Annotated in this window: 14 protein-coding genes; 5 read left to right on the top strand and 9 right to left on the bottom strand. The window is 37.8% G+C overall.

What is annotated here, in order from left to right:
• Positions 1–2 precede the first annotated feature (2 nt).
• Positions 3–2,189 (bottom strand): Tex family protein, encoded by a 2,187-nt coding sequence (locus OW492_RS01615; RefSeq protein ID WP_290037986.1) that lies wholly within the window; start codon positions 2,187–2,189, stop codon positions 3–5.
• Between the two features lie 138 nt (positions 2,190–2,327).
• On the opposite strand from OW492_RS01615, the gene OW492_RS01610 reads away from it, so the two are divergent.
• Positions 2,328–3,329, top strand: coding sequence for a Gfo/Idh/MocA family oxidoreductase (locus tag OW492_RS01610; protein WP_290037984.1), 1,002 nt, complete (start codon positions 2,328–2,330; stop codon positions 3,327–3,329).
• A gap of 90 nt (positions 3,330–3,419) precedes the next feature.
• Here the strand turns inward: OW492_RS01610 and OW492_RS01605 are convergent, their stop codons facing one another.
• Both OW492_RS01605 and OW492_RS01600 read right to left on the bottom strand, forming a co-directional pair.
• Positions 3,420–3,758 (bottom strand): hypothetical protein, encoded by a 339-nt coding sequence (locus OW492_RS01605; protein ID WP_290037983.1) that lies wholly within the window; start codon positions 3,756–3,758, stop codon positions 3,420–3,422.
• Positions 3,759–3,778: 20 nt separating this feature from the next.
• A complete protein-coding gene (locus OW492_RS01600; protein WP_290037982.1) occupies positions 3,779–4,147 on the bottom strand; it encodes a periplasmic thioredoxin of cytochrome c-type biogenesis in 369 nt (122 codons plus the stop codon).
• A gap of 234 nt (positions 4,148–4,381) precedes the next feature.
• Between OW492_RS01600 and OW492_RS01595 the strand changes: the two genes are divergently transcribed.
• The 4 genes from OW492_RS01595 to OW492_RS01580 all read left to right on the top strand — a co-directional run bounded on the left by OW492_RS01595 (position 4,382) and on the right by OW492_RS01580 (position 8,729).
• The gene (locus OW492_RS01595; protein WP_290037980.1) at positions 4,382–5,674 is read left to right on the top strand and encodes a DEAD/DEAH box helicase; all 1,293 of its coding nucleotides are present in this window, start codon (positions 4,382–4,384) and stop codon (positions 5,672–5,674) included.
• A 242-nt stretch (positions 5,675–5,916) separates the two neighbouring features.
• The gene (fbp, locus tag OW492_RS01590) at positions 5,917–6,918 is read left to right on the top strand and encodes a class 1 fructose-bisphosphatase (protein ID WP_290037978.1); all 1,002 of its coding nucleotides are present in this window, start codon (positions 5,917–5,919) and stop codon (positions 6,916–6,918) included.
• Positions 6,919–7,343: 425 nt separating this feature from the next.
• The gene (locus tag OW492_RS01585) at positions 7,344–7,913 is read left to right on the top strand and encodes a DUF2057 domain-containing protein (RefSeq protein WP_290037977.1); all 570 of its coding nucleotides are present in this window, start codon (positions 7,344–7,346) and stop codon (positions 7,911–7,913) included.
• Positions 7,914–8,126: 213 nt separating this feature from the next.
• Positions 8,127–8,729 carry a hypothetical protein gene (locus tag OW492_RS01580; RefSeq protein WP_290037976.1) on the top strand — a complete coding sequence of 201 codons (603 nt, stop codon included), beginning with the start codon at positions 8,127–8,129 and terminating at the stop codon, positions 8,727–8,729.
• 60 nt (positions 8,730–8,789) lie between these two features.
• Here OW492_RS01580 and OW492_RS01575 read toward each other — a convergent pair whose 3' ends face one another.
• The 6 genes from OW492_RS01575 to OW492_RS01550 form a co-directional block, all read right to left on the bottom strand.
• Positions 8,790–9,308, bottom strand: coding sequence for a VF530 family DNA-binding protein (locus OW492_RS01575; RefSeq protein WP_290037975.1), 519 nt, complete (start codon positions 9,306–9,308; stop codon positions 8,790–8,792).
• Positions 9,309–9,428: 120 nt separating this feature from the next.
• Positions 9,429–9,884 (bottom strand): GNAT family N-acetyltransferase, encoded by a 456-nt coding sequence (locus tag OW492_RS01570; RefSeq protein ID WP_290037974.1) that lies wholly within the window; start codon positions 9,882–9,884, stop codon positions 9,429–9,431.
• Between the two features lie 14 nt (positions 9,885–9,898).
• Positions 9,899–10,330 (bottom strand): VF530 family protein, encoded by a 432-nt coding sequence (locus OW492_RS01565; RefSeq protein ID WP_290037973.1) that lies wholly within the window; start codon positions 10,328–10,330, stop codon positions 9,899–9,901.
• Positions 10,331–10,338: 8 nt separating this feature from the next.
• Entirely contained in the window at positions 10,339–11,979 is a 1,641-nt protein-coding gene (locus OW492_RS01560; protein WP_290037972.1) for a PfaD family polyunsaturated fatty acid/polyketide biosynthesis protein, read from the bottom strand.
• Between the two features lie 10 nt (positions 11,980–11,989).
• Entirely contained in the window at positions 11,990–17,764 is a 5,775-nt protein-coding gene (locus tag OW492_RS01555; protein WP_290037971.1) for a beta-ketoacyl synthase N-terminal-like domain-containing protein, read from the bottom strand.
• Between the two features lie 9 nt (positions 17,765–17,773).
• Positions 17,774–20,269 (bottom strand): PfaB family protein, encoded by a 2,496-nt coding sequence (locus tag OW492_RS01550; protein ID WP_290037969.1) that lies wholly within the window; start codon positions 20,267–20,269, stop codon positions 17,774–17,776.
• Between the last annotated feature and the right edge of the window lies 1 nt (position 20,270).

Here is a 20,270-nt window from a genome sequence, read left to right as displayed (position 1 = left end):
ACTTAATTCTTAGGCTGACTGACGTGTTTCATGGTTAATGCAATACGTTTTCGTTGTATCTCTACACTGACGACTTTAACGTTAACGATCTGCCCTACTTTTACAATTTTATGAGGGTCATCCACGAAACGATCAGTCAACATAGAAATATGTACCAAACCATCTTGATGTACGCCTATATCAACAAAAGCACCAAAATTAGCAACATTAGTTACCACCCCTTGTAATTCCATCTCTTCTTCTAAATCACTAATTTTATTAATTGATTGCTCAAAGCTTGCCATTTTAAACTCTTCTCTTGGATCGAGACGCGCTAAAGTTAAGGTTGCTAAAATCGTTTTATATTGTTCAAGCGTTTGTGCATCGTTCGCAGGAGGTAAAGTTAAATTAGACGTTTGTTTTTCAATAATAATCTCCGCTAACGCTTGTTTATTATGAGCCGCTAATTTTTTTGCTTGTGAGTATTGCTCCGGATGCAAAATGGTTTGATCAAGGCAATTATCGCCGTCTACTACTCTTAAAAATCCAGCGGCCTGTTGGAAAGCTTTAGCACCTAAACGAGGTACTTTATTAAGTGCTTGTCTTGAATTGAAACGTCCATTTTCTTCACGATAAGCAACAATATTGTTCGCTAAACTGGCATTCAAACCAGCAACATGAGCTAACACACAACTGGATGCGGTGTTCAAATCAACACCTACATTATTAACACAGTCTTCCACAACAGCTTGTAATCGATTGGCCAACGCAGTTTGATTAACATCATGTTGATATAAACCGACGCCAATCGCTTTCGCTTCAATTTTCACTAATTCCGATAATGGATCTTGTAAACGACGAGCAATAGATACCGCGCCACGTAAAGTTACATCTAATTGTGGAAACTCTTGCGCTGCTAAAGCTGAAGCAGAATACACAGAAGCCCCCGCTTCACTGACCGAAATAGCCTGAATTGGAGAACCGAGTTCTTTGATGATATTAGCAATAAAATGTTCACTTTCTCGAGAGGCTGTACCGTTACCAATGGCGACTAATTCCACTTTATATTGGTTAATTAGCCTAGTCACTACCTGTGTGGCCTTATCAATGTGCGCTTGTGGTTGATGAGGGTAAATAGTTTCAGTCGCTAATAGTTTACCCGTTTGATCAACCACAGCTAATTTACAACCGCTTCTAAAGCCAGGGTCTAACCCTAACGTTATTTTAGCACCCGCAGGAGACGCCATTAATAAGGCTTTTAGGTTATTAGCAAATTGCTCAATGGCTTCAATGTCAGCTTGCTCTTTGAGTTGTACTAAGCACTGTTTTTCTAGACTCGGTAATAGCTTTGTGTGCCAAGCATTATCAATAACGTACCTATGCCATGAATCATGGTCTTCTTTATCAAGATAAATACCTAACTGTTTTGCCATCATAGTTTGGCAATAACTGTAGGCATTTTTATGTTTTTGAAAAGGATCTGGATTAATTTTTAAACGTAAGAAGCCTTCTGCTTTACCACGTAACATAGCTAATACTCTATGCGCTGGTAAACGATTTAAACGAGCACTAAAATCAAAATAATCTTTAAATTTAATAGCGTCATCAATTTTAGATTTTACCACGGTGGAAGTCAGTTCAGCCTGTTCAACAAGATGATCTTTTAACATGCTTTGTAGTTTCACATCCTGTGCTATTTTATTGATAGCGATGGCCAATGCCCCTGCTAACACTTTCTCTTTACTCTCAAAACCTTTAGCAACATTAATGTAACGAGCAGCTAATTTACTTAGGTCTTGTTTCGGTGATTGCCAAAGTTGTTCTGCCAAACTCCCTAAACCAGCATCCTCTGCTAGTTTCGCTTTCGTTATTCGTGATATTTTAAAAGGCGCATAACAATGCTCTAAAGTAACTTTATCTTTAATGGATTGGATTTGATTTTTTAAGGCTGTCGTTAATTTACCTTGCTGTTCAATAGCATTAATAATGCTCTCTTTTCGTGATGCTAGCTCTCTAAAGTAGGTTAACTTACTTTCTAATAGTCTCAGCTGACTATCATCTAGCGATTCAGTTAAATGCTTTCTATAACGTGCAATAAATGGGACTGTATTGCCATCATCCAATAATTGTATGGCACTGTTAACTTGAGAGGCTTTGATTTGGCATGCTGATGCGAGATCGTCGATAAGTTGATTAGCAGGTAATGGCATTAGGTTATTCTTTTATGGTTCAGATAATTAGCCGGTATTTTTATCACACTTTGTTACTTTGTTCGATGCGATTTTATTGTTAACCTTGGTTTATGTGTGATCTTGATGGTCACTAACAGTATTTTTATACAGGATTGAATGATGATTAAATTTGCAGTGATCGGCACTAACTGGATTACACAAAAGTTTATTGAAGGTACTAATAATCCACCAAACAATCACGATCAAGTTATGCAGCTTCATGGAGTCTATTCGCGTGAACTTGAAAGAGCGAAGTCCTTTGCGAATAAGTTTAATGCATCGTTGTCTTTTGATGATTTATTACATTTAGCCATGTCAAAAGAGATTGATGCGGTTTACATTGCAAGCCCTAATTCGTTGCATTATGAACAAAGTAAATTGATGTTGGCGCATGGTAAACACGTAATCTGTGAGAAGCCATTGAGCTCTACTTTTGAACAAGCACAAGATTTATATCAAACAGCTAAAGATAATAATGTCATCTTCTTTGAAGCCTACATGACAGCACACTTACCAAACTTTAAGGTCATACAAGATAACTTGCCGTGCTTAGGCAAAATTCGTAAAGCCCACATTCAATATTGCCAATACTCATCAAGGTACCCAGCTTACCTAGCAGGAGATAAACCTAATACGTTCTACCCGAAATTCTCTAATGGTTCGATCATGGATATTGGCTTTTATTGTGTTGCATTAACCTGTGCTCTATTCGGTAAACCCAACACAATTAAAGCACAAGCAACATTGCTTGAATCTGGTGTTGATGGTTGTGGCAGTGCCATATTAGATTATCAAGACTTTGCAGTGACCATCGATCATTCCAAAATATCTGGTTCAAGCCAAGTAAGCGAAATTCAAGGAGAGTCAGGCTCTTTATTAATAGAGCATGTTGGGCAGTGTTTTAATGTTGTTTACCAAAACAACAAAGGGGAAGATCAGCAAACGCTATCGCAGCCACAATCTGATAACAGTATGTGTTATGAAGCATTGGCTTTTGTTGCTCAAATCAAACAAGCTCAGATTAACCCTGTGTTGGAGCAGCGAGCATTGCAAACATCTCAAGTTATAGAAGAAATTCGACAGCAAACAGGTGTGGTTTTTCCAGCTGACAAACAGTAGCAACCTTGATAAATCACTATTCACCTAACAGGTGAATCTAGACAAAATTATTAAACACCTTATTCGATAGTGGATAAGGTGTTTAATGCATTAACGACCAAAAAATTGATCTACAATTGCTTCTAAATTGGTTTCTAACTGATCTTCAAAATGTGCAAAATCTTCGTCAAATAGTGCTAAGTATTTCTCAACTTGCGTTTGATTTAAACTTTTGTTACCTAATACAAAACTCATCTCTGGTAATGTTTTATCAATTCGTGCTTCAATAAAAAAATTAAGATAATAAGCCGCACAAGCTTGCAGTTGGGTTTGCGCAAATGTACAAAATTCTTCGATATATTGTAAGCCATCGGGCCCCAACGACCCAGGCTCCATACGAAATATAACGGCCATTTTTTTTTCAGCAGGTAATGTTGTTGGTGCAGACATACAATTCCTTAAGGGTTCCTTTAAGCACTTAATAATGCGTTGAATTTATTCGCTAAATTAATTAAATCTTGTTGTTTAATAACTTCTACATTATCCGTGCTTAACACTTTACCAGCTATCACTAATACTGTGCGAGGATAACCATGCCCACCAAGCTCATCAACTAAATCTTGATGTTGTTGATCAATAAAAGCGCCTTTAGTCTTCTGTGCAACCAATTGAAACACTGCTAGTTTTGCATCTAACGTATCTACTAAACGATTAATATTTTCTTGCTGTTGAGTACAATCAGAACACCATGAAGCAACAACATTAAGCACAAAGCTATGTTGTTGTTCAATTTTTTCATAAAACATATTAGGTTTAATCACCGTAATAGGATTAGGCATAGCGATTCCTTTTAAAGGGCAAGTTAATGGTAAATGATTGATCTATATTACAACAGATAATCTAATATAAAAACCTATGTTATCAATATCTTACCAAAGCAAGCTAATCAGAAATATTTTACACTCAGTTCATTCCCATTTAGTTCCGATCAATCTTTGTTTTTCATAACATTACAAAACAGAGTTTGTTATACTGCGCGATTATTTTGTAGTGTATAAATTTAGGACATAAATATGAGTGTTGATGCAGCAGGTTTATCTGCAAATCTATTAAAGGCAGTTAAAGCATGTGGTTATTCAAAACTAACGCCGATCCAACAGCAGGCTATTCCAATGATCAAAGCAGGTCATGATATATTAGCAAGTGCGCAAACAGGTACCGGTAAAACAGCTGCCTTTACACTACCTTTATTGGATATTTTAGCAAAGAACCAGCCTGAGAACATTGGTTCTTCACGCACCATTAAAGTATTAATTTTAACACCAACCCGCGAACTTGCATTACAAGTTGCTGAAAATGTAAAACAATATAGTCAATTTTTACCATTAACATCAGGCGTTGTCACTGGTGGTGCAAATATATCACCACAAACACAGATGTTAAAAACAGGTGTTGATGTCCTAGTTGCGACACCAGGTCGATTAATCGAGCATGTTAATGCGAGGCAAGTTGATTTAGCACACATTAAACACTTAGTACTTGATGAAGCCGATCGTATGTTAGACATGGGCTTTTTGACGGACATACAACAAATCACCGAAATCATTAAACAAAAACATCAAACACTGATGTTTTCTGCTACTTTTTCGAATAAAGTTAAAACTCTTGCTAATCAAATTTTACATACACCAAAAAATATTGAGACAGCAAAGCAAAACTCAACATCTGGTAAAGTAAAACAACAAGTTTACTGGGTCAGTGAAGCGCGTAAACGTGAGCTATTATCTGAATTAATTGGTGTTAAAAACTGGAAGCAAGTTTTAGTATTTGCCGGCACTAAAGAGAGCGCTAATATACTTGCTAAAGAGCTGAAACTTGATGGTATTAAAACTGCTTTATGTCATGGAGATAAGACACAAGGTGCACGTAATAAAGCGATTCAACAATTTGCTGAAGGCAGTGTTCGTGTTCTGGTTGCAACTGATGTAGCAGCACGTGGTTTAGATATTCCAGATTTACCGCATGTAGTTAACTTCCACCTCCCGTTTTTAGCTGAAGATTATGTTCACCGTATTGGTAGAACTGGACGCGCTGGTAAAAGTGGTCATGCTGTTTCATTGGTTAGCCCTAAAGACGAGCAATTCTTAGATAACATAGAAACATTAATTGGTCGCCAGTTCGAGCGAATTGTCTACCCTGGTTATGAGTTTAATAGTGCAGTTGATGTACAAGAAGATGGAAAAGCCTTTAAGAAAAGCCGCTATAAAGCAACACAAGAGCGTAATCAACTAATTGCAAAACGCAAAGCTGAAAATAAACCTTCCGCAATCAGAAAAGCTAAAAATAAAGCTCGAAAAGCAAGATAATCTATTTACTCGCTTTATAATAGGTAAAGTAATCAAGTGATCACTTTACCTTTCTTTTACCCTCCTTTAATTATTTCAATCCCTATTATTAGATAATTTCACAATTTATTAATTTAACATCAACGTTTAATTTGTAATACAATACTACTGGCAAGTCGATTATTAAGAGGTAGCTCACACCTTTAATCAAACAAAGCTTATTATTTAGCTTATAATTAATTCCCAAACTTATTGGAGAGCATATGATCACTTTAGGCGAATACATAATTGAAAAACAACATGATTTCCCAGAAGCAAGCGGGGAATTAACAGGTTTATTAGGTGCAATACGCTTAGCATCTAAAATTGTTAACCGTGAAATAAACAAAGCTGGGATTGCCAATATTATTGGTGCAACTGGTATCGAAAACATTCAAGGCGAAACACAACAAAAACTTGATTTATACGCAAATGATAAATTCAAACAAGCTTTAGAAGCACGTGGTGAAGTTTGTGGTATCGCCTCTGAAGAAGAAGACGACTTTGTCAGCTTTGATAGCGAACGCGGTATGAACAGTAAATATGTTGTATTAATGGATCCATTGGATGGCTCAACCAACATTGACGTTAATGTATCCGTAGGGACTATTTTCTCAATTTATAGACGTATCAGCCCTGTTGGAACACCAGTAACATTAGAAGATTTTTTACAACCTGGTATTAAGCAGGTAGCCGCTGGCTATGTTATCTATGGCTCATCAACTATGCTTGTTTATACGACAGGTAACGGCGTACATGGCTTTACTTGTGATCCTTCATTAGGTGTATTCTATTTATCGCATGAAAATATGCAGCAACCTAAGACAGGAAAGTGTTATTCAATTAACGAAGGTAATTACCTTAAGTTTCCGGTCGGTGTTAAAAAGTACATTAAATATTGTCAAGAGATCGTGCCTGAAGATAACCGACCTTATACGTCTCGTTACATCGGTTCATTAGTGGCTGATTTCCACCGTAATTTATTAAAGGGTGGTATATTTATGTATCCATCTACTGCCCAAGCACCTGAAGGTAAACTGCGTTTATTATATGAGTGTAACCCCATTGCGTTTTTGGCTGAGCAGTCAGGCGGTATCGCAAGTACCGGTACACAACGTATAATGGAAATTGATCCTACTGAGCTACACCAACGAGTACCTTTCATGTGTGGTAGTGCTGATATGGTAAAAACAGCAGAAAAAATGATTGCTGATAACCCAGAATAATATCTATCTTAAAAACAGAGGGGTTAATAATAACTCCTCTGTCCTTTATTCAGCCCTTCTTTATCTACGCTATTTATCAACTCATCCCTCCACACCTCTATTTGTATGATTTAATAAATCATTATTGTTTATTACTCATATTTTTATATACCCATTTTTTACTTTTATTAGATAAAACTGCTTACGATGAAGTTCCAATCACAGCATTCTTCAAAAGATGTTAATGGTCGTTTAAATGAAACATAAATCAGTTATATTCGATGTCTGAAGAAATTGAATTTAATCACGCGTTAAATTAGATTAAATTTCACTCACTCAATTCACTTTATTTTCGTTTTATGGACATAAATCATTTATCACGATACCAAAATCGCTAATGATCTGTCATATTGACGTAATCAAAAAATATTTAGTTAGGAAAACATATGAGAATCACAGGATTAATTTTATCACTAGCCATTAGCCCTTTCGCTTTTTCAGGTGAGATTGTTACTAATAACGACTTACAATTAATGGCCGTTGATGGTGCTAAGGTAAAAAGCTCTTTTTTTACTGATAACTCATTAGAAGTAAAAGACGGTACTCATCAGGTAGTGGTTAGATACTCGAATGCATTTAGAGATGAACGTTTATTAGAAAGTAGACCTTATGTCTTCAATATTGAAGTAAAAGGCAACACTAACATTTCTACCAATCAACTACTTAGTTATGCACAAGCAGAACAAAAAATCTCTACAAAATTAGATTGGTTCGTTGAGAACGATTCTGGTGAATACCAGGTAGAAACATCAGACCAATTACATGGGGAAGGTTTTGCACCCTATGCTGATATTGAAGGATTAGTAAGTAAATATAACCAAAAAAATAATCTGCAAGTCACTGAAGGTTCAGTCACTAAAATAACTACAAACAGTTTAATTGAACAATATAAAGCAGCTGATGCAGAACAAAAGAAACAATTTAAAATCTGGTTAATTAATAACGACATTAAATAGTTTTTACCTTAATAAACACAAGTACCACTTAGCGGCACCACTCTACAAACAAACACTGAACGTGCCGCTATATTATTGATATCACGCTTGAATACTAACTAAATATCTCCAATCCCAAAACAAGCTAATTACACTGCTTTATTTTCAAACGCTTTATGCTTATAGTGAGGAGATAATTTTTTACTTCAGGTTATATGACATAAGGAGCTTCATATGGTCACAGTCGAAACACCTACCGGTTTTGAATGGAATGATCTAAATCGCAATTGGGTTAAACATTATTTAATGCCTAAATCTGCACTTTTATCACCTTTAATAAACGGTAATGAGCTAGATGTCGACACTATGGATGAAGCTGACTTTATTAACTTTTGTCACCTATTAGAAACTTCTGCAGAAGGACGAGAACTGCGAAATAAGATGTTCAAAGCTTGGCGCAGCAAAAAATCCCGAGATAGTGATAACGGTAAAAAACTTTATACCTTCAACATGTCATTAAAGGCCGGTGATCAGCTCAAGAAAATTGCCAAAAACTCACCTTTAAATGCAACCTTAGAACTATTAATTTTTGCTGAAAGCGAAAGTCACCGCTCTATTCAGTCTTTGCAACAGCAACTTAAACAAGCAAAACAGGAAAACTTGCAATTAAAAGCACAACTCAACTCTGCTTCATTACAGGGTTCGACAGAAGATGATCAAGCAGACATACAAGCTTTACTTAATACTGAGCTACAAGTAACTGAATTAGCAAAATTAGAAAAGTCTAAGTTAATTAAACAGATATTGCTGTTAAAAAGGCAATTAGAAGAGTCGTAATGATAACAAAGCAGCGCTTACCACCGCTTTGTTAACTGAGTTGTTGTTTAAGAATATAAACTATACATTCCAAGGATTACTTGGATCGTATTTAGGCTCGCTCTTACTTGAAGTTGTAGGCTGAGACTTAACTTTAGCATCACGCATTGGGTGTTTACTGGCCTGCTCTTTACGATGGCGCATATTATTACTGTGACGCTTTTCATTTTGTCTTTCTTGGAATGCTGAAGCGGCTTTGGCTTGCGATAGTTCAATAGACTCAATAGTAAGTTTCATTGGCGACAATGGCACTATACCATGTTCAAAACCACGTTCGCGCGGATTCAGATTAAACTCAACATCATTTGGTTTTGGCATACGTTTAAAACGATACAAATAGAAGCTTTCTAACTTCAATCTTGCCCATTCTTGCTTTTGCAAAAATTTCAAACTGCCTTTGATGGTAGGATTTACATCAAAACACTTAAAACGTGTTGCGGCATATAATATTTTCCAACCATAAAACTCAACGAGTTCAGTTAACATGGTTTCTGTTTTTAAGCCATGTAGTGGATTGTTACGTTGCAACTCTGCAGACATCTGTATTCCTAAGGATATATATTTAGTTATTAAAGTATAGCAGGCTTCATCATTTGAAGCCCATTACAGACAATTATATTAGTTAAATCGTCATTAATTAAGTTGTTATTAGCTAAATAATTAAGTAAAAATTAAGCGCATAGTAATATGCTCAATACCATCTTCATCATAGGGTTCTGATATTACCAAAAAACCCAGCGATTCATAAAAGCGTTGTAAATGACTTTGTGCTGAAATGGTAATAGCTGACGCCTGCATTTCGGTTTCAATAAATGTAATTGTTTTTTCTATCAACTTCTTAGCAATGCCTTTGTTTCTGGCTTGTTGATTAACCACGACGCGTCCTATCGCTACATCATCATAAATAACTCCCGCAGGTAATACACGACAGTAAGCTAATAGGCTATCATCTTCTTCATTGATCAAAGAGATATGAGCTGATTGCTGATCTAACTCGTCTAAATCAGCATATAAACAGGTTTGCTCCAGTACGAATACATCTTGTCTAAGTTTTAATATTTGATACAAGCGCTGTGCTGATAACTCTGAAAACAACTGAAACTGCCAATCTTGCATAGTTTACTTCCTACTTATTTTTTATTAATGCCCCAAGGATCACTTGGATCATAAGCGGGCTCACTATTTACTTCTGCCTTTTTCTCATAGATACGGTGTTTACAAGCGATGTCAACACGATCAATCAAGCTATCGCTTATCACAGCCGGCTCTCCACTAACCGCCCCTTCTGGCAGGTTATGATCACGTGGCTGTTTGGCCAAAATTTTAGGCTCTGGATAGGGATAAGCCTTAAACTCATAAAGATAAAACATCTCTACTTTTTCTCTCGCCCACTGATTATTGCGTAAAAACTTACAGGTTGATTTCATTCCTGTATGAAAATTAAATCGGTCAATACATAAAGCTTCACTCAATCCTGGCCACGTATAATGATCAGATAACTCAGTAAGTAACACTTCTAGCTTTAAACCAAAGAGTGGATTGTTCTGTTTTTTTGCGGTCATGTAATACCTTATTTTGCTAAAAGTGTCGTGTCAGGCTGATAATTTAGTAAACTATTATGGATGTTAATCCCTTGTAATTTCAGTTGATTAATGCGTGCAAGGTATACTGCACCGGTTAACAAATGTAAGGCAACATCGACTGCTTTACGTTGTTCATAATTAGCTAAATAGGTGTGTTTAACCCAGCTGTTAAAGGCTCCTAAACTTGGTCCTGCCCAGATTTGGTAATCCATCTCTCGGCCTACTTCACCTATGTTTGACCAACGAGAAGATAACCCTAAATACCAGCGGAAAATTAATGCCATTTTACGTTTCGGATCATTTTTCGCTCTTGCTAACATAGCGGGATCGCGTTCATGGAAAAACGCAATGGTGGTTTGCCAAACCTGATCCAAATTCTGACGGAATATCTGCTTTTCTATTTTTTCACGCTCTACACTTGGTATCGCCTCGATACTTGGATATTGGCTATACAGTTCATACAATTTGTTAGCGCGCATCGCAAACATCGACCCACGCTTAACCACTTGTAACTTTACTCCCATTTCAAACATATCAGCCGCAGGAGCCATGGTCACATCTGCCATCTCAATATTAGCTAATAATTTACGAGTATATTCAGAAGCACCTGCTTCCACACAAGCTTGATTTACCGAACCTAATACAATGTAAGCAGCTCCCATGTTAAATGCAGCAATTGCTGATTCAGGAGTACCAATACCGCCACCTGCGCCAACACGAAGCGGTACGGCATAATTATATTTAGCTTGTAACTGGTCGCGTTGCTTAATGATGGTCGGTAATAAAGTCAAAAACGGACGATTATCAGTATGCCCACCTGAATCGGCTTCAGCAGTAATATCATCGGCCATAGGCACTTTTAAAGCTAACTCAGCTTGCAGAGGAGTGATCTTACCTGCGGCAAGTAACTTATCTAAAAGCTTCTGTGGCGGTGGCGACATGAAGCGTTCTGCGACTTCCGTGCGTGAAACTTTTGCAATGACTTTATTGTTAATGTTCACCGAACCATCGGGGTTTTGTGATAATCCTGCAACACGGTAATGCACGATATGTTGAGTTAATGCCAAGAAAGCTGAAGCTTCAACGGTATTAACACCTAGTTTTAGAAAACGTTCAACAGCACCAGACTCTAGGGCTTCTTCACTTGGCGCATGAATTAAATTCACCGCAAAAGGACCATTTGGTAATGCCTGTTGAATACGTTTAATAGATGCTTCAATCACATCGGGAACTAAACCTGCAGCACCAAATGAACACAACATACCCGCTTTACCCAACGCAATCACTAGCTCTACAGAAGCGATACCATTCGCCATTGCCCCACCATGATACGCATACTTAACACCATGCGCTTGCTTAAATTGTTCACTCCCCAATTGCTCTGGTGTTAACGCTTGCGCAAAGCCAATCACCGGCTTAGTCGATTGTTGCTCCGATTCGCCAGAAATATGATGACAAACTCCTATCCCCTGCTCTGTTTGCGCAAGGTAAAGTGGTTTATTTATCGCTAATAATGCGCTTTTAATACTTTCATCTTGATGTTGTAAGGTATTTTCAGCCACTGCCCAGTTCCAATCTATGGTGTTAGCATTAGCTTCAAGTAATGTGTTTTTGCTTGCTTGTGTCATAACTGTCTCTTTACGCCTCTATAATACTCAGCACGATATCTTCAACTTGGTAAATACGTAATCCATCTTTAGATAAATTTGCATCACCTATAATACGTACTTCTGACGCATTTCTGATAATCTGTTTAATATGAACATCTAAGCTCATTTGTTTATTTAATGGGGTTATTTGACCTCGATACTTCCAAGCTACTTTTGTTTCTGGTGCAATAAAACGAGGGTTAGTAAACTGTTGTCCCAAATCATTTTGTAATGCATAACATTGTAACAACTCAATAATAGCTTCTACACCTAAAGAGCCAGGCATCACTGGATCCTGGTGAAAATGGTAACGAAAGAACCAATCGCTTGCGTCTATGGTACGTTGACCATATACATAGGCAATTTGATGGTCACCACCACCTTCCACTATAGTTACTTTATCTACAAAATTTAACTGCCCACCCGCTAAACGATAAGCAGGTTTGGCGGGGTTTAAAACAAACAAGCTTGATTGTTGATTAGTCAAATCTAACTGGGTTAATTGCGTTGCAGGTGTGTTGTTAGTAACAAACCAAGGCTCAGTAATTTGTCCATTATCAATGCCCAATTGATTCGTCAATGAGTCAGCACTGAAGTAACCAAATACAGCACCACCACGGTAGATACATAGTCCTTCCACACTTAATTCAAAACTAAAACTTTGAATAATCGCACCACCCGCCATACTGGTCGATAATAATACTGATTTATTTACAATGGTTTTCCCCCGTAAATCAATGCTATTTACTATCTCTCCATGGCCATCTAGGTTACGGAAATATAAATCTTTTTCAGGATATTTTAATGTCGTTCCCATGTAAGCAGAAATAAAACCATTAGGTTGTAAAGCAATCTCCATTAACAATGAATACGGCATCCAATTTTCTACACTATTTTTAGTAAAATACCAGGCGTCTTCAGGTACAACATATTCTGCAATACAACTTGATGGTGTTTTAAAATCCATACGCTGGCCTGTCACTTCAGTGACCTGCGTAACTACCTGTAGATCACCACAAGGAGTACGGGGCGGAGTGCGACCTTGATACACAGAAAATTCAGGGCCAAAACATTGGCTAATATCACCCGTAGCAAATTCAAATAAATGCCAAGGGGTAAAAGGCACAGTATCAGGAGTACGATTTTGTTGTTCTACAAATGGCGCTGTAAAGTGTTTAATCGGTACCACGCCTTTATTGGTAGGTGCAGTAAGGTCTGATTCGACGCGCATTAATGGGCGCTCGATATGGGCAAAAGGATTGATACCCCTTTCATCCAATAATGATTGGCCACTTTGTGACACCACTTTATCGTCACCTAAGTGATTAAGTTGCTGCACAGTGTCCGGTAACGTCACTGGGAACGGACTATCTTGATCTTGTTCTTTAATCTCAACACATAAGTTTTTGAAGTCAACCACGACTTTGCCATCTAATATAATATCAATATTAGCTTTGATAAATGGACGTGGTGACATACCTATTGCTGTTACTTCCATACGGTAAGTTAAGATATTATGTTGTGGACGTACTTGACCACGACAACGTACCGTTTGAGCTTCTCCTGGCATAGGTTGGAAACGTGCATTATTGACCTGACTATTCATGCCTAACCAAAGCATAAAGAACATTGCCATCTGCCCGCAACCTTCAGACATTAATGAGCCAGCCATTACTTGATCATCTTTAAAGTGACACGGGAAATACCAATGCTCAGGCGCTAACGTCTTTTGCCCTTCTAATAATCCCAATCCCCAATGTCCACCCTGTGGATCTATTTTGGTAACCCTTTCAATCATTAAGAATTTTTCAGAAGAAAATTTTAAAGATGGGTTTCGACCTTGTTGATCGTAATCTTGACCAAAACATCCAGCAATATCACCATCAACCAGTTTTAACATATCATGGTAATTATATTGGGTCTGAGTGTTTTTAATTAACGGAGTAAATCGACTCTTTTGTGCTTTATCTAACTGCGCCTGATCATGCGCGGTACTAATCACCCCCTTGCCATCAGCGAGCTCCTCATCGGTAAAGAAACCAGCACAACCATTACGCATAATAAGTACTTTTTTATCCCCAACATAACAATCGTAATGGAAGAAGAATAATAACTGCTCGCCGTTCTTGGCATAAGAATCGATATGGATTTCATAACGCAATGTCTCACCACCAAAGGCCATCTCTTCTAAAAAGGTCAATTCACAATCTAACAAGCGGTAAACACGCTCACCTTTATTTTGAAAGTCGATACCGATATAAGCAATAAGCATTAAATCACACTGCCCTGATTCAACTGACACCGACCAAGGAATTTGCCCATCTATTAAAAAAGGAGCATCCATGGGAATATCATACTCAGTGGTCATTGAAGATTTTTTGTATTGATTTGTTGTTGCTTGTAAATCAGTCACACGGCTAACTAACAAATAATCTGTGGTTGGTAAACGGACTCGTCTTGGGTAGCTATCGATAATACGATACTGGTCACCAAATACATTGCCAATATCTCCTTCAGCAAATTCCACTAGTTGAGCCGTATCGAAAATCACTTTGTTTGGTTGATTATATTGTTCAATTAACTGCAAAGGTGGATAGGTATAACCGTTTTGTCCTTTGATATTGATTAACCCAGGTATTAACGCCTTTATTGACGAATCGCTCTCCAAACTATCATGATTTGAGTTATGTTCAGTGAAGGGGCTCGGCTGTGTTAGTTGAGATTGCAATTTAATCAAACGGGCAATGTGTTTCTCCGCCATAAAACGATGGCGTAAGAAAGCTTGATGGGTTTGATGTTGTTGGCAGATCTGCTCACTCACCTGAGTTTGTACTATTTCACCTGATTGTTGTGTCATGGTCATTGGCTTATTATTCATTGGTGCTTCTTGTGTTTTATCCATTACAGAGCTGTTTTGCAATGCAGTATTCTGCACGCGCTGATGCTGCTTAATTGGCTGTACTGTGGCAGGGGTAAAATGTTTAATAAACTGTTCTTGTATAGTTTGTATTTCAGCACTATCTCTTAACTCATGTATTGCATTAAAGATAGATTTACCACCTAAAGTCACTGTTTTCATTAAACTTAATTTAGTTTTAACTTGCGGTAACAGGCTGACCATTTTGTCTGCTTGTGTATTAGACAAAATCAAGTGAGCAACGCTCATATCTTGCCCTAAACCATGCACTGCTACATACTTGTTGTTTTGGTTATCAGTCACTTTAACTTGGTGACTATGTAACGCAATAACACTAGACAATAAACTCGCCATACCTGATGCATTGTAGCAATGACCAACATACTGCTTAGAGGATACAAAGGCAGCAGTTGGGTAAGCTTGTGCTAATGTATCATGCTCGTTAGCGAGTTGTTCTGTATCACCAACAGCAAAGGTTTCAACTTGGCAAATATCCTGTGCAGTGATTTTGGCTTGTTGCAAGGTAGCATTAATTAGCTGTGCTTGATTAAATGGGTCACTATGATTAGCAAACAAACAAGCATCAATATTTGCGTAGACTTGCTCTGATTTAACCTGACCACTGGCTTTGACAACAAATGCTCCGGCACCTTCACCAACTAACCACTGTGATTGTTGCCTAGCTGTTACAGCAACTTTCGCTTGTTCAGAGACAGGTAAAAACTGTTGGCGAAGACTGATATTTTCAAAACTACCAGCAAGATCTACACTAGCAATAATCACTGCCTCAATATCAGAGGTTTTTAATAAATTATCAGCAATATCCACACATTTATAAACTGAGTTTTCTTCACTAGAAACGGTAAAAGCAGGTCCACTAAAATCCCATAACGCAGAAATACGTGACGCCATAATATTACCAATAAAACTGGTATATTGGTTTAACTGTGCAGGATCATTAATACTTTGTTTACTAATTTCAATCAATTGCGACTGTTGTTGCTCAGTTAATTCAACCCCAATCTGCTCAAGACTGTGTTCAATTTGAGTTGCTAAATTAACTCGGCCGCGATACTGATGAAGATCTAACTCCAATCCCATAGCCACTAATACTGCTACTTTTCCACCCGCAACTAAGCCTGCGTCTCTTGCTGCATTATCGGCCACTTTCATCATTAATAATTGCTGTGCGATTAAACTATCTTGCTCATTGGGCGGTATTTTAAAACGCAAAAAATCGATATCGAACTGGCTAATATAATTACCCTTAGGCGCATTGTTTAGACCAATTTGATTCAATACTGAAGATTGTTTTTCAATTCCCTGCCAACGCTGTGTTGGTAAAACACTGAAACAGCCTTGTTTGTTGTTAATCGCTTCCTGATAAGCCAGCATGTTATCAACTTGCCCAAAGTGACAATCCATTCCAACTATAGCTAGTTTTTCTACTTGATTGATTGGCTGTGTGTTTTCAACATACTCACTATTACCTGGTTGTAGCACCAAGTGAGCATTACTTCCACCAAACCCAAATACGCTAACCCCCGCTGTTCTTTGGTGAGCAGTTTTCGGCCACTCCACGGTTTGCGTTGGAATTTGGGTTGCTGAAAAATAACCCTTTTGTGTGCTTATCGCATTATCCACATTGATGGTTGCCGGAATAAGCGCATTATTTAGAGCATAAATAGCTTTCGTCATACCCGGCATGCCTGCAGCGGTCAACAAATGCCCTAAGTTTGATTTAGCAGAGCCAAGTAAGGGCTTATGTTGATATTCGCTAAAGTATTGTTCCATCGAACTAAGCTCAACTTTATCACCTTTAGGTGTCCCCGTTGCATGACATTCAATGTAATCTACTTGTCTAGGATCAACCTCGGCATTACGGTAAGCCTCTTGATATGCTAGTACTTGTCCTTTGCTATTAGGACTTAATACAAACTCCCCTTTTCCATCATTAGTTAACGCACCACCTTTAATGACGGCATGGATCTTATCCCCATCACGTATAGCATCACTATGTCGCTTAAGCACCATCATACCGGCACCTTGTGCTGCAAATAACCCCTGAGAATCCTTATCAAATGGCGCGTGGCGGTTGTTTTCTGGAAAGGCTTGGAAAATAGAAAATCCCATATTTACAAATAATGAATCCGCTGCTGATACCGCTCCAGCTAGCATCATATCTGCTTTTCCTGTGTGTAAATAATCACAGGCTAATTTGACACTGTAACAAGATGATGCACAGGCAGCATCTAACGCAAAGTATTGACCACCTAAGCCATTAACTTGTGCTAATAAAGCGGCTGGATAGCCGCCTACTAGGGCATTCTCCGGTTTTACTTTTTGCTGTTCTGCAAACGCCGACAGTTGGAATTTAGGATGAAGGGTTTCTTGTAAAGCTAATTCAACTACTCGGCGATAAGATTCCAAAAACAGATGATTAGAGCGTTTTGTTGGGAATGATAAATTACCTAAAATTAAACCACACTGCTTCAATTTTTCACTTTGCCAATAACCAGCATCTTGCAAGGCACGTTTAGTCACGTAAAGAGACCATTGATGCAAATCATCCAATTGGTGCAAGTCACCAACACTAAAGGATGAATCTGTAGCTGGTAAAAACTCCTCAGCATCAAACTCGAAGTCACGAACATAACCGCCATATAGACAGTAATATTTATCGTTGTCGCCCTTTTTACCTAAGTACTGCTCTGGTTTAACACCTAACTCATGCTCTGTAATGGCTGTGCGATTATCTTGTTTTTGTAATAATTGTTGCCAAAACTCTTCTGGCGCACTTGAGCCTGGAAATAGATTTGCGATACCAACAATGGCAATGTTTTCCATAAATACTCTCTATGATACTAATACGGATTCAGCTATTTTATTCACCGGACGCACTAGCGTTCCGTTATAAAAAGGCTGTAAATTCACTGGATAACCCAGACTGACTAATGTCGCCACAGTTTTGAGAATTGCAGTATAATCGTCTAAATTTTTCTGATTTACTGACAAACAGGTTACAGAACCTTGATTACTCTTTAAAATCCTTTCAATCCATGTGCTTAACGACTTTCCTGCCCCCATTTCAATAAACACACGTTCTCCAGTAGCATAAATATTTTTAATTAAACGTGGAAAATCGACAAACTCGGTTAGGCATTTGCTGATACTAACGGCGATCGCTTTTTCAGTGATGGGTACAGGTAAATAACAAGAAGTAGAAAATAGCTGACAAGCTAATTTTTGCTGGACAGGTAACGAGTACATCGATTGCATTCGCTGATATTCACTCCGAGATAATTCACAATGAATAATATTAGGTACATTCAATGCAATTGCCCTCACCCCTAACTGCTTAGCTAGCGCTAAACATTGCTTGGGTTCACCTGCAATCACTAAGCTTTCAGGCGTGTTACGAATAGTAATGTAAACGCGCGGGTATTCAGCAATAATAGCGTTGACCTGCATTAACCCGACTTTAATATGAAATGACTCCCATGCATTTTCATTACCATTTTTTGCTTCACCCCAAGCCAGATCCAGGCGCTTTAAAGGCCCCGCTAATTGCTCAGTAAAAATAGGGCTTTGACGTAATCGTTCGCTCAATAAATCTGGGTTTTTCCAGCAACCTAGTGCGGCAAACATACTCACTTCTCCCATACTATACCCTGCTGCACTGCTCGCATTTAAGGACAGTCCACATTGAAATATATGGGTAAGTAAATAGGCATAACTAACACCTGCTTCAGCAATATTTGCCAAACTTCGTCTTAAATTTTGTTGGTCTTGAAGGGGATGCTCGTCACTAACCTTTAGGTGCCTAGGTGTGATCAATAGATCTTGTAAGCTACGTGATAAATCAGAGCTCATCAGGTTTAGTGCTTGATGCGAATGCGGGAATAAACGTAATAGATCTTTTCCCATATTGACATATAAAGCACCCACACCTGGATAGACAAAACTGAGTGGCTTTTTATACTGATTTTCTTCAACCAAGTGACCACTACAATAACTGCCCAGCGGGGTTTTCCAGACTTGTTTATTACTAATTGCTTTTGGTAGTCCATTACAAGCTAATACTATTTGTGCAATTAGCTGTTCAAAACAATCAGCTAATAAGACTAAGCAATAATAACCTTGTTGATTTTGGTTAAATTGCAGACTTTGGTGTTTAAAGTGACCATGTCTAAGATGATTTTCGCTAAATTGTGTAAAGCTCTGTGCGGTTCGAGAAATAGATTGTTCACAGCAGTGTAACGCTTCAATTAATTGTTGTACTGAAGTACTTTTAAATATAATTGGTTTCATCTTTTGTTGCGCTAGGAAACCATTGTTGTAATTAGGCTCAATTTGCTTGTTATTAGAGGAATCACTATTAGACACTAATACTAATTGATGTGAATGCTCTGCTACAAAGCTCAATACCAACTGCCTTATTTGATTAGCGCATTGAGGTAAATAACTTGTTGATTCAGATAATAAATAATAAGGTAAATCGGCGCATTTTTCAGCGATTGAGTCAGTAGGCTCCGATCTTGATAACAAATCACCACAATAACCTAAGCGATATTGTTGATCGACACATAGCACAGTTGAAATTAGGCTAAGCAAGGCCATAAAGTCAGCATCTTCACTATCATAACAATCGATACTAGTTAACAGTGTGCATTTATCTGTAGAGGCGCTTTGCTGCCCATCTATATAACTTAGCGATAAGCAGTGTTGCGCATGTTCGTCAGCTGAAATCGACGACATGGATTGATTGATAATGATTGATTCGATTTGCTCGTAATTTGAACTATTACGAACGAAAAAATCATAAATATGCTGTTCAATTAGTTGGCTTTTCGCTGTTGCATCAAACGCACTATTCACGATACTTTGCGCATTAATATAAGCATAACAATGGCACTGACTTAATTGTGAATTAACATCTTGAAATGCATGTTGCGTGCTAATTAAAATAGCAGCACAAGCATTTAAATCGCGACCATCAACACTCATTAGTATAGTTGCTTTAGATTGCTCAACGGACACCTGAGAACAAACATTCAAGGCATCACTAAGTGATTCACAATAAAGTACATCTGAAAATGTATTTGTAAATGATTGAATGTTATCGTTTTTAGCATTACAGATAACCACTTTAACCTGTGAACGATTAAGATGATTGTTCACTAATAGTTTGTCACTTAATACATTCAGTGCCGAAATCAACTTATCAGCACGGGGTTCAGGTCGAGTATCTATTTTCAAACCTTGGTATAAATAGTAATCAAATGCATCAATAGCAATCTGCTCATTGCTATTTGAGCTAATGTTTACCTCAATGCCCAATACCGCTAACATG

The organism is Psychromonas sp. 14N.309.X.WAT.B.A12 (genome assembly GCF_030397575.1).
Classification (GTDB): Bacteria; Pseudomonadota; Gammaproteobacteria; order Enterobacterales; family Psychromonadaceae; genus Psychromonas.
Note: the sequence above shows the minus strand (reverse complement) of the source record. Positions and strands in the feature narration are given on the sequence as shown.

Excerpts from the sequence above, each read along its gene's own strand:
- OW492_RS01615 (WP_290037986.1), bottom strand. The coding sequence starts at position 2,189 with ATGCCATTACCTGCTAATCAACTTATCGACGATCTCGCATCAGCATGC.
- OW492_RS01610 (WP_290037984.1), top strand. The coding sequence starts at position 2,328 with ATGATGATTAAATTTGCAGTGATCGGCACTAACTGGATTACACAAAAG.
- OW492_RS01605 (WP_290037983.1), bottom strand. The coding sequence starts at position 3,758 with ATGTCTGCACCAACAACATTACCTGCTGAAAAAAAAATGGCCGTTATA.
- OW492_RS01600 (WP_290037982.1), bottom strand. The coding sequence starts at position 4,147 with ATGCCTAATCCTATTACGGTGATTAAACCTAATATGTTTTATGAAAAA.
- OW492_RS01595 (WP_290037980.1), top strand. The coding sequence starts at position 4,382 with ATGAGTGTTGATGCAGCAGGTTTATCTGCAAATCTATTAAAGGCAGTT.
- fbp (WP_290037978.1), top strand. The coding sequence starts at position 5,917 with ATGATCACTTTAGGCGAATACATAATTGAAAAACAACATGATTTCCCA.
- OW492_RS01585 (WP_290037977.1), top strand. The coding sequence starts at position 7,344 with ATGAGAATCACAGGATTAATTTTATCACTAGCCATTAGCCCTTTCGCT.
- OW492_RS01580 (WP_290037976.1), top strand. The coding sequence starts at position 8,127 with ATGGTCACAGTCGAAACACCTACCGGTTTTGAATGGAATGATCTAAAT.
- OW492_RS01575 (WP_290037975.1), bottom strand. The coding sequence starts at position 9,308 with ATGTCTGCAGAGTTGCAACGTAACAATCCACTACATGGCTTAAAAACA.
- OW492_RS01570 (WP_290037974.1), bottom strand. The coding sequence starts at position 9,884 with ATGCAAGATTGGCAGTTTCAGTTGTTTTCAGAGTTATCAGCACAGCGC.
- OW492_RS01565 (WP_290037973.1), bottom strand. The coding sequence starts at position 10,330 with ATGACCGCAAAAAAACAGAACAATCCACTCTTTGGTTTAAAGCTAGAA.
- OW492_RS01560 (WP_290037972.1), bottom strand. The coding sequence starts at position 11,979 with ATGACACAAGCAAGCAAAAACACATTACTTGAAGCTAATGCTAACACC.
- OW492_RS01555 (WP_290037971.1), bottom strand. The coding sequence starts at position 17,764 with ATGGAAAACATTGCCATTGTTGGTATCGCAAATCTATTTCCAGGCTCA.
- OW492_RS01550 (WP_290037969.1), bottom strand. The coding sequence starts at position 20,269 with ATGTTAGCGGTATTGGGCATTGAGGTAAACATTAGCTCAAATAGCAAT.